The 9,099-nt window shown below is 72.6% G+C and carries 9 protein-coding genes; 6 read left to right on the top strand and 3 right to left on the bottom strand.

Features of this window, described 5'->3' with window-relative positions:
• Nucleotides 1-9 precede the first annotated feature (9 nt).
• Nucleotides 10-1,029, top strand: coding sequence for an NrfD/PsrC family molybdoenzyme membrane anchor subunit (gene nrfD / locus ACIWVC_RS19930; RefSeq protein WP_396454416.1), 1,020 nt, complete (start codon nucleotides 10-12; stop codon nucleotides 1,027-1,029).
• 200 nt (nucleotides 1,030-1,229) lie between these two features.
• Nucleotides 1,230-3,092: a carbohydrate-binding module family 20 domain-containing protein gene (locus ACIWVC_RS19925; protein WP_396449254.1), complete on the top strand. Its 1,863-nt coding sequence runs from the start codon at nucleotides 1,230-1,232 to the stop codon at nucleotides 3,090-3,092.
• Nucleotides 3,093-3,231: 139 nt separating this feature from the next.
• Here ACIWVC_RS19925 and ACIWVC_RS19920 read toward each other — a convergent pair whose 3' ends face one another.
• Nucleotides 3,232-3,762 carry a DoxX family protein gene (locus tag ACIWVC_RS19920; RefSeq protein WP_396449253.1) on the bottom strand — a complete coding sequence of 177 codons (531 nt, stop codon included), beginning with the start codon at nucleotides 3,760-3,762 and terminating at the stop codon, nucleotides 3,232-3,234.
• A gap of 262 nt (nucleotides 3,763-4,024) precedes the next feature.
• Between ACIWVC_RS19920 and ACIWVC_RS19915 the strand changes: the two genes are divergently transcribed.
• From ACIWVC_RS19915 to ACIWVC_RS19905, 3 genes are all read left to right on the top strand, one after another.
• Complete coding sequence (locus tag ACIWVC_RS19915; RefSeq protein ID WP_396449252.1) at nucleotides 4,025-4,672, top strand: hypothetical protein; 648 nt, start codon at nucleotides 4,025-4,027, stop codon at nucleotides 4,670-4,672.
• Between the two features lie 208 nt (nucleotides 4,673-4,880).
• Nucleotides 4,881-6,530: a cytochrome bc complex cytochrome b subunit gene (locus ACIWVC_RS19910; protein ID WP_396449251.1), complete on the top strand. Its 1,650-nt coding sequence runs from the start codon at nucleotides 4,881-4,883 to the stop codon at nucleotides 6,528-6,530.
• A 72-nt stretch (nucleotides 6,531-6,602) separates the two neighbouring features.
• Complete coding sequence (locus tag ACIWVC_RS19905; RefSeq protein ID WP_396449250.1) at nucleotides 6,603-7,019, top strand: hypothetical protein; 417 nt, start codon at nucleotides 6,603-6,605, stop codon at nucleotides 7,017-7,019.
• 216 nt (nucleotides 7,020-7,235) lie between these two features.
• Here the strand turns inward: ACIWVC_RS19905 and ACIWVC_RS19900 are convergent, their stop codons facing one another.
• Entirely contained in the window at nucleotides 7,236-7,808 is a 573-nt protein-coding gene (locus ACIWVC_RS19900; protein WP_396449249.1) for a TetR/AcrR family transcriptional regulator, read from the bottom strand.
• A gap of 72 nt (nucleotides 7,809-7,880) precedes the next feature.
• On the opposite strand from ACIWVC_RS19900, the gene ACIWVC_RS19895 reads away from it, so the two are divergent.
• The gene (locus ACIWVC_RS19895; RefSeq protein WP_396449248.1) at nucleotides 7,881-8,219 is read left to right on the top strand and encodes a YciI family protein; all 339 of its coding nucleotides are present in this window, start codon (nucleotides 7,881-7,883) and stop codon (nucleotides 8,217-8,219) included.
• A 43-nt stretch (nucleotides 8,220-8,262) separates the two neighbouring features.
• On the opposite strand, the gene ACIWVC_RS19890 is transcribed toward ACIWVC_RS19895, so the two are convergent.
• Complete coding sequence (locus ACIWVC_RS19890; protein ID WP_396449247.1) at nucleotides 8,263-8,967, bottom strand: Crp/Fnr family transcriptional regulator; 705 nt, start codon at nucleotides 8,965-8,967, stop codon at nucleotides 8,263-8,265.
• Nucleotides 8,968-9,099: the final 132 nt, after the last annotated feature.

Below are 9,099 nucleotides of genomic sequence, written 5' to 3'. Positions count from 1 at the left end.
GGCGGGGGCCTGCGGCCCCGCGACGGCGGGCGGCGCGGGGACCGGCGCGATGGCCAGCACGGTGGCCGGCAGGGTGGCCGGCAGGGGCGCCGGCGCGGTGGGCGCGGTGAGAAGGCGATGGTGCCGGAGGCCGAGTTCACCTCCTACTACGGCCTGCCCGTCCTGAACCCGCCGGTCTGGAAGGCCGCCGACGTCGCCGCGTACCTCTTCCTCGGCGGCCTGGCCGGCGCCGGGTCGACGATGGCCGCGGGCGCGCAGCTCACCGGGCGGCCCGCCGCCGCGCGGGCGCTGAAGATCTCCTCGCTGGCCGCCATCGCCGGATCGACGGCCGCGCTGATCCACGACCTCGGACGTCCCGCGCGCTTCTACAACATGCTGCGGGTGATGAAGCCGACCTCGCCGATGAGCATGGGCTCGTGGATCCTTGCCGCCTACGGGCCGGCCGCGGGCGGCGCCGCGGTCCTGGACGCCGCGGGCCGCTTCCCGCACCTGGGCGGGGCCGCGACCGCCGTCGCCGCCGCGCTCGGCCCCGCCGTCACCGTCTACACCGCCGTGCTGATCGCCGACACCGCGGTGCCCGCCTGGCATGAGGGGCGGGGCGAGCTGCCGTTCGTCTTCGCCGGTTCGGCGACGGCCGCCGCGGCCGGGATGGCGCTGGTCGCCGCGCCCGTCCGCGAGACGGGCCCGATGCGCACCGCGGCCGTGTCCGGCGCCGCCCTGGAGCTGGCGGCGGCCCGGCTGCTGGAGCGCCGAGCCGGACTGGCCGCCGAGCCGTACAAGAAGGGGAAGGCCGGCCGGTTCATGCGCGCGGGCGAGATCCTGTCGGCCGCGGGCACCGCCGGGAGCGTGCTGCTCGCGGGGCGCGGCCGCGCGGCGGCGGCGCTCAGCGGAGCGGCGCTCCTGGCGGGCTCGGCCTGCACGCGTTTCGGCATCTTCTACGCCGGGATCCAGTCGGCCGAGGACCCCAAGTACACCGTCGTCCCCCAGCGGGAACGCGTCGACGCGGGCGGTGCCAGGGCCACGACCTGAGCCCGCTCGCCGCCTCCGCCCCTCTTTCCTCGGCTTTCCGCTGTCGCCATTCCGCAAGTCACCTTTCTGCAAGTTGATTGAAATTTTGCGCAAGCTCTTGACGGGACTGCAAGAAGAGAGCATTCTCACGGTGCTCGCGGACGGCCGTCCCCCACCCCCTCCAGGCGCCCGCCAAGCGCCTCGTGTCAGGAGTTCGCCGCATGCAACGCGTTAGAAAGCCCCGCGCAAGGGTCCTCCGCCGCCGGTCCGTGCTCGCCGCCGCCGCGCTCGTCCTCGTCGGGCCGGCGCCCGCCGCCGCCCTGCTCCCCGACTCCTCCGCCCGCGCCGCCGTTTCCCTCAACGCCGGCGACGTCACCGCCAACCTGTGGGAATGGAACTGGCCGTCGGTCGCGGCGGCCTGCACCGACCACCTCGGGCCCGCGGGGTACGGGGCCGTCCAGGTCGCGCCGCCCGCCGAGTCGGTCAGCCTCGCCTCGACGAGCGACGGCGCGCACCCGTGGTGGGAGGTGTACCAGCCCGTCTCCTACGGCCTGACCAGCCGGCTCGGCACCCGCGCCCAGTTCGCCTCCATGGTCGCCGCCTGCCACGAGGCCGGGGTCCGCGTCTACGTGGACGCTGTCATCAACCACATGGCGGGCCACAACAACACGCTCAACACCACCTACGGCGGGTCGGCGTTCGATCCCGCCGGGTTCTCCTACCCCGCCGTCCCGTACGGCTACGGCGACTTCCACCACGCCGGCGACGGGTACTGCAACGACGACGACGCGGCCATTGACGACTGGAACAACACCTCCGAGGTGCAGAACTGCGAACTGGTGTCGCTGTCCGACCTCAAGACCCAGTCGAGCTACGTCCGAGGGAAGATCGCCGGATACCTCAACGACCTGCTCGGGCTCGGCGTGGACGGCTTCCGGATCGACGCCGCCAAGCACATCGCGCAAAGCGACTTCGCCGCCATCAAGGGCATGCTCCGCACCACGACCGCCGAAGGGAAGGCCCCCTACATCGCGCAGGAGGTCGTCCCGGGGGCGAGCACCGCCGAACTGAAGCCGTCGGCGTTCACCGGGAACGGCGACGTGCTCGGCTTCTCCTACGCGCAGGGCCTGAAGACGCAGTTCCAGAACGGCACGCTGTCGAACCTGTCGGGGATCCCGTCGTGGTCGCTGGACGCGGACGGCGCCCACACCTTCGCCATGATCACCAACCACGACACCGAGCGCGACGGGTCGACGCTCAGCTACAAGAACGGCGCCGACTACGTGCTGGCCAATTACTTCATGCTGGCCTACCCGTACGGCAGGCCGTCGGTGTTCGACGGCTTCACGTGGTCGTCCGCCGGGCAGTCGCCGCCCGCCGGCTCCGGCGGCCTCGTCACGGACGCGAACTGCTCGGCCGGCTGGCAGTGCGTCACCCAGTCGACCGGGATGAAGGGCATGGTCGGCTGGCACAACGCCACCGCGTCCGCCACGACGGTGTCCGACTTCACCGCCACGGCTAGCGGCGTCATCGGGTTCCACCGGGGCTCGAAGGGCTGGATCGGGCTGAACGACTCGTCCAGCGCGTCGACCGCGACCTACCGGACGGGACTCTCGGACGGCGTCTACTGCGACGTCATCACCGGCGGCCTCGGGGCGAGCGGATGCGCGGGCACCTCGGTGTCGGTGTCCGGCGGCAACGCGACCGTGACGATCCCCGCGCACGGCGCGGTCGCGATCCACGTGAACGCCCGGTCGGGCGCGACACCGACCTCGACGCCCACCTCGACCCCCACCACCGTCTCCGACACGTTCAACGTCTACGCCACCACGACCTGGGGGACGAGCGTCTACATCGTCGGCGACATCCCGGCGCTCGGCTCTTGGGATACGTCCAAGGCGATCAAGCTCTCCCCCGACCGCTACCCGACCTGGAGCGGGACGGTGACGCTGCCGGCCGGAACCAGGATCGAGTACAAGTACATCAAGAAGACCGACGCGGGTGCCGTGACATGGGAGAACGGCGCCAACCGCACCTACACCACGGGGACGTCCGGCCACACCGCGAACGACACCTGGAGATAGCCGCTCCCGATGAAGCAGGGCCGGCCTCACCGTGTGCGGAGGCCGGCCCTGCCATCAGGCCCTGCCATCAGGCCCTGCCATCAGGCCCTGCCATCAGGTCCTGCCATCAGGCCCTGCCATCAGGTCCTGCCCGCTCGCGCTACTCGTCGGCGGTCTGCTTCGCCGGGCGCCAGAACACCGCCAGCAGCAGCGCGGCGCCGAGACCACCGGCCGGCGCGGTGATCGCGAGGCCCGCCCAGCCGGACAGCTCGTCGGAGATCCCGAGCGCGCGGTCGAGCGACACGGCCCCGCCGCCCAGGGCGCCGAGCGCGCACGCCACCATGATGATCATCAGGACGTACTCGTAGCCCTGCCCCGGCCGGAAGATGAAGAAGCCGTTGCGCAGGTGCGCGGTGACGAACGCGACCGCCATCGTGCCGACCGCGCCGGCGGCGGCCAGCGGGGTGACCAGGCCGAGCAGCAGCAGGACGCCGGCGCCCAGTTCGGTGCCGGTCGCCATCAGCGCGTGCAGGCGGCCCGGCCGCAGCCCCATCGACTCGAACCAGCCTGCGGTCCCCGGGATCCGGCCGCCGCCCCACGCGTGGTTCCAGCCGTGCGCGAGCAGCGTGCCGCCGACCGACAACCGCAGCACCAGTGACGCGATATCGACGCCCACCGCCTCAACAGCCATTCACGCACCCTTTCCTGACGGACGTCCCGTTCCTGACGGACGTCCCCGCCAATGTACAAGGAAGGCCCGCCCGGGATCTCCAGCCGATCCGGTTTGCACCGACCTGACGGCCCCCTGGCCCACCGCCCCCGCCAGCCCGCGATCGCATGAATCGTCCGGCGTGGGGCACGTCACAGTCGTCAGGCTCCAGATCGCGTCACGCTGAGAGGCGCCCTGAGCGTCTACTTCATGGCGGCACCGGCGCGGAGGTCGAGGAGGCGGCATGGAAAGCGTGGCCAGACAGTACAACCTGACGATGCTGCACGCCGCGTACCAGGCGTTCCGCCGCGACGCGGCCCGGCTGGAGGCCGCGACCGGGCCCGAGGGGGCGGCGGTCGCGAACACCTGGTCCCTCTTCACCTCCTACTGGCGGATCCAGGACAACGCCGAGAAGCGCGCCCTGTGGACGGTGATGTACGCCAAGGACGCCGACGAGCAGGCGCCCGACCGCGATCTCGGCCGCGTCGGCGTCGTCCTCGACGCCCTCGCGGTGCGGACGCTGCGGGTCATCCCGCTGATCGACGGCGTGGACGCCGCCCTGGAGCACCGCGACCGCCGCTTGTTCTCCCGGTACGCGCGTGAGCTGCGCGCATCGCTGAACGCCCTCCTGGACTTCAAGGAGTCGAACGTCCTGCCGCTGATCCAGGAGACCCTGACGCCCTTCGAATGGGGCACCTTCGACGTGGAGTTCCGCCGCGAGCTGGGGTTCCGGGAGCTCGGCACCTTCCTGCCCTGGCTGCTCGACGGCGCCTCCGACTCCATCCGCCGCGCGGTGCTGCGGCTGATGCCGCCGCCGATCCGGCTCTGCTACCGGGTCACCTGGCGGCCGCGCTACCAGCGCCGCAGCCGCCTGGCCGCATCCGCCTGCTGAGCCCGGAGCACGGCCCGCCCGTGCGACAGGCCCGTGCGACAGGCCCGCGCGACAGGCCCGTGCGACAGGCCCGTGCGACAGGCCCGCGCGTCAGGCCCGCGCGTCAGGCCGTGTGACAGGCCGTGTGACAGGGCGCACATCTCCAAGTGTCACATTCGCCCGTCCTTTGCCGTCTTATGCGCAGAAGTACGACGGAGGGATGGTGACGATGGCGGGGACGATGCCGCGGACGCGAGGCGGGGCGGTCGACGCCACGGCGCGGGCGCTGGACGATCGGTTCGGCACCGCCGGTTTCGCCCGCAAGGCGCTGCGCAAGGCATTCCCGGACCAGTGGACCTTCCTGCTCGGCGAGATCGCGATGTACTCGTTCGTGATCATCCTGCTGACCGGGGTGTACCTGACGCTGTTCTTCAAGCCGAGCATGCAGGAGGTCGTCTACAACGGCTCCTACACGAAGCTGAAGGGCGTCGAGATGAGCGAGGCGTACGCCTCCACGCTCAAGATCAGCTTCGATGTGCGGGGCGGGCTGCTGGTCCGGCAGATGCACCACTGGGCGACGCTGATCTTCATGGCGGCGATCCTCGTGCACATGCTGCGGAACTTCTTCAGCGGGGCGTTCCGCAAGCCGCGCGAGCTGAACTGGCTGATCGGCGTCGCCATGCTCGTGCTCGTCATGCTGAACGGGCTGTTCGGCTACTCGCTGCCGGACGACCTGCTGTCGGGCACGGGCATCCGCATCCTGGAGGGCGCCCTCGCGGCGATCCCGCTGGTCGGCTCGTACGCGGTGATGTTCCTGTTCGGCGGGGAGTATCCGGGGACCGACATCATCCCGCGCCTGTACGTCATCCACGTGCTGCTGATCCCCGGGATCCTCGCGGCGCTCATCCCGCTGCACGCGATCGTGCTGACCTGGCGGCAGACGCACACCCAGTTCCCCGGCAAGGGCAGCACCAACACGACGGTCCGCGGCTACCCGTTCTTCCCGGTGTTCATCGCCAAGACCACGGCGTTCTTCCTGTGGCTGCTGGGCGTCACCACGCTGCTGGCCGCGTTCGTCCAGATCAACCCGGTGTGGCTGTTCGGCCCCTACGACCCGGGCGCGATCAGCTCCGGCTCGCAGCCCGACTGGTACATGGGCTGGCTGGAGGGCGCGCTGCGGATCATGCCCGCCTGGGAGATCAACGCGTGGGGCCACACGGTGGCGCTCAGCGTGCTCATCCCGGCGCTCGTGGTGCCCGGCCTGCTGTTCACCGGCCTCGCCGCCTACCCGTTCCTGGAACGCTGGGTGACCGGCGACGACCGCGTCCACCACCTGCTGGACCGGCCCCGCGACGTGCCCGCGCGGACCGGCATCGGCTTCGCCGGCATCGTCTTCTACGGGACGCTGTGGCTCGCGGGCGGCAACGACGTCCTCGCCGACCGGTTCCACATCTCGCTGTTCTGGACGACCTGGTTCTTCCGCTTCCTGATCATCCTCGGGCCGGTGATCGCCTACAGCGTCGCCTACCGGATCTGCGTCGGCCTGCAGCGCCGCGACCTGGGCCTTGCCACGCACGGGCTGGAGACCGGCATCATCCGGCAGTCGCCGGACGGCGGTTTCAGCGAGGTCGAGCGGCCGCTGCCGGACGAGGCGATCGCCGCGATCACCGATCCGCGCCCGGCGCCGGCCGTCGACCTGGACGTCCCGCCGCCCATCGACGGCATCGAGAGCCCGCGCGCCCGCAGCGCGTCCGGCCGGCTGCGCGCCGCGCTCAACCGCCGCTTCCGGGCCGACCTGGCCGCCGTCCCCGAGCGGCCGCCGCTGGACGCCGGCGGCGACCGCCCGGCCCTTGAGGAGAAGTCCTCGACATCCGGCTGACCCCGGAAGCAGGGCGGCGCGCATGACGCCGGCCAGCCAGTCGCGGAACTCGGGCTCGGGCCATCCGGACTCGTGGACGAGCGCGCCGTAGTGGGCGGGGTCGTTGAACGTCCACAGGACGTCGACGGCCCGCTCCACGCCGAGGCCGGGGCGCAGCGGGCCGAGCGCCACCAGGTGGTCGACGACCATCCGGGCGCCGGCCCGCCGGTTGGCGCGGACCGTCCGCCACAGCTCGGCCGTCTCCGGCGCGGCGTCCGCCGCACCGTCTCGAAGATCCGCGCCGCGCGCGCCGATCAGCATGCAGACGTCCGCGTAGGCGTCGAGCGTCGCGGCGGGCGTCGCGGCGTCCCAGACCGGTCGGAACCACGGGCGGTCGGCGACCGGCACGGGCTCGTCGTCCCCGGCGAGAGCCTGGTCGAGGACCTGCTTGAGCAGCGCGGGCTTGGAGCCGGACGCGGCGGTCACCGTGGGCCGGGCGACTCCGGCTGACGACCCCCGGCGGGTTCGAGCACTTCGCCGCCGAGGCGGGCGAGCCGGCGGCGGAGCGGCGCCTGCCCGACCCGGGGCCGAGCGATCCCGGCGCGCTGGGCCATGTCGCGGCGCGGCACGGGATCGAACTGCTCGGGCCGCCGCCGACCGCGTGAGGGGCGGCGGTCAGGGCTTGGAGGTCGGGCAGGTCGGGGCTGGCAGGTCAGGGCTGGCAGGTCAGGGCTTGAAGAGGTGCCCGATCACGGGGGCGGCGGCGGCCACGGGGTCGTCGCCCAGGTCGGGCGGCAGCGCGCCGCTCAGCCACAGGTGCGCGAAGCCGTGCACGATCGACCAGGCGGCGAGACCGCGCGTGCGGGCGTCCTCCGGGCGGCCCGGTGACACGTCCCGGACGCCCTCGGCGAGGACGCGGCCGGCGCGGGCGCGGGCGGCCACCAGCCCGGGGTCGTCCGCGCGGTAGAGGCCGGGGCTGAACATCACCTCGAAGTGCGCCCGGTGCTCCACGGCGAACCGGACGTAGGCGAGGCCGACCGCGTGCAGGTCGTCGCCCGCGGCTTCGAGGGCGTCCGCGAACAGGCCGTACCCCTCGGCGGCGACGGCGGTCAGCAGGCCCGCCTTGTCGCCGAAGTGGTGCGCGGGCGCGGCGTGCGACACGCCCGCGCGGCGGGCCAGCTCGCGCAGGCTCCACCCGGCCGGGCCCGACTCGGCGATCGCCGCGACCGCGGCCGCCATGATGGTCCGCCGCAGGTCGCCGTGGTGGTAGCCGTCGCCGCTCGTTCCCGCACCGCTCACCCGGGAAATCCTATGTGCGGGGTGTCGGATCCGCCGCGCCGCCGTTCGTCTTCAGGGCAGGAGGTGAGGCGCATGAGGTATGTGCTGATGTTCGTCGACAACGCGCGCTACGCGGAGGACTGGGAGGCGAGGTCCGAGGACGAGAAGCAGGACCTGTACGCCAGGGTCGAGAAGTGGCTGGACGAGCACGCCGACCGGATCGTCCACAAGACCCGGCTGCAGGGCGGCGAGACGGCGACCACCGTCCGGCTCGGCGGGGGCGAACCGCTCGTGACCGACGGGCCGTTCGTGGAGGGCAAGGAGGTCGTCAGCGGCTACGTGGAGGTCGAGGTCGGCGGCCTGGACGAGGCGGTCGCGATGGCGAAGACCTGGCCGTCGTGCCCGACGGTCGAGATCCGCCCCGTGATGTAGCCGCGCGGCCGCGCCATGCGGCCGCGTCATGGGGGCGGGCCCGTCAGTCGTTCTCCTTGGAGAACTCGCGGAGCCGGGGCAGGTCCATCACGATGATCTTGCGCCAGCCGGTGCGGATCAGCCCTTCGCGGCGCAGGCCGTTGAGGGCGCGCGCGACGGTCTCCCGGGACGCGTCCATCCAGCTGCCCAGCTCCTCCTGGGACAGCGGCGGGCCGATCTCGATCGACCCGTCGGGCGCGGGCGGCGCGTGCTGGGCGGACAGCTCGGCGAGGTCCGCCAGCAGCTGCGCGAGGCGCTGCGGGCCGCGGCTCGTCACGTTCGCGGTGACCCGGCGGCCGGATTCGTCCATGCGCTCGACGAACGTGCCGGTGACGAGCATCCACACGTCCTGATGCGCGTCCAGGAACCCGGTGAAGCGGGCGGCGGGCACGACGAGCGCGCGGATCGGCGACAGCGCGGTGACGGTCGCGGCGCGCGGCCGCCCGCCGAGCACCGCGCTCTCGGCGATCAGGTCGCCGGGGCCGCGGACGGCCAGGACCACGTCGTGGCCGTCCGCGGTGGACGAGGTGACCTTCGCCCAGCCGCGCTCGATGATGATCACGTGGTCGGACTCGTCGCCCTGGTAGACGAGGGGCGCCTTCACCGGGAACTGCCGGGGGCGCGCCACGTCGCGCAGCGCGGACTGCTGCGCGGGGTCGAGCGCGGCCCAGAACGCCGGCCGCGGGGAGGACGCCGCGTACGCTGCCAACAGCCCGTCTCCTTCGCCCCGCCGTCGCGCTTCCCACGGTCACCGCCGACGGCCCTGCTCGCCCGTTACTGCCTGCTGTTACTGCCTGCTGTTACTGCCTGCTGTTACTGCCTGCTGTTACTGCCTGCCGCT

Origin of the sequence: Actinomadura sp. (assembly GCF_044508335.1) — a bacterium.
Classification (GTDB): Bacteria; Actinomycetota; Actinomycetes; order Streptosporangiales; family Streptosporangiaceae; genus Spirillospora.
This window is presented reverse-complemented; position numbering and strand designations above follow the sequence as displayed.

What these genes read in the sequence shown, in the direction of transcription:
- ACIWVC_RS19925 (WP_396449254.1), top strand. Translation starts at nt 1,230, where the DNA reads ATGCAACGCGTTAGAAAGCCCCGCGCAAGGGTCCTCCGCCGCCGGTCC.
- ACIWVC_RS19920 (WP_396449253.1), bottom strand. Translation starts at nt 3,762, where the DNA reads ATGGCTGTTGAGGCGGTGGGCGTCGATATCGCGTCACTGGTGCTGCGG.
- ACIWVC_RS19915 (WP_396449252.1), top strand. Translation starts at nt 4,025, where the DNA reads ATGGAAAGCGTGGCCAGACAGTACAACCTGACGATGCTGCACGCCGCG.
- ACIWVC_RS19910 (WP_396449251.1), top strand. Translation starts at nt 4,881, where the DNA reads ATGGCGGGGACGATGCCGCGGACGCGAGGCGGGGCGGTCGACGCCACG.
- ACIWVC_RS19895 (WP_396449248.1), top strand. Translation starts at nt 7,881, where the DNA reads ATGAGGTATGTGCTGATGTTCGTCGACAACGCGCGCTACGCGGAGGAC.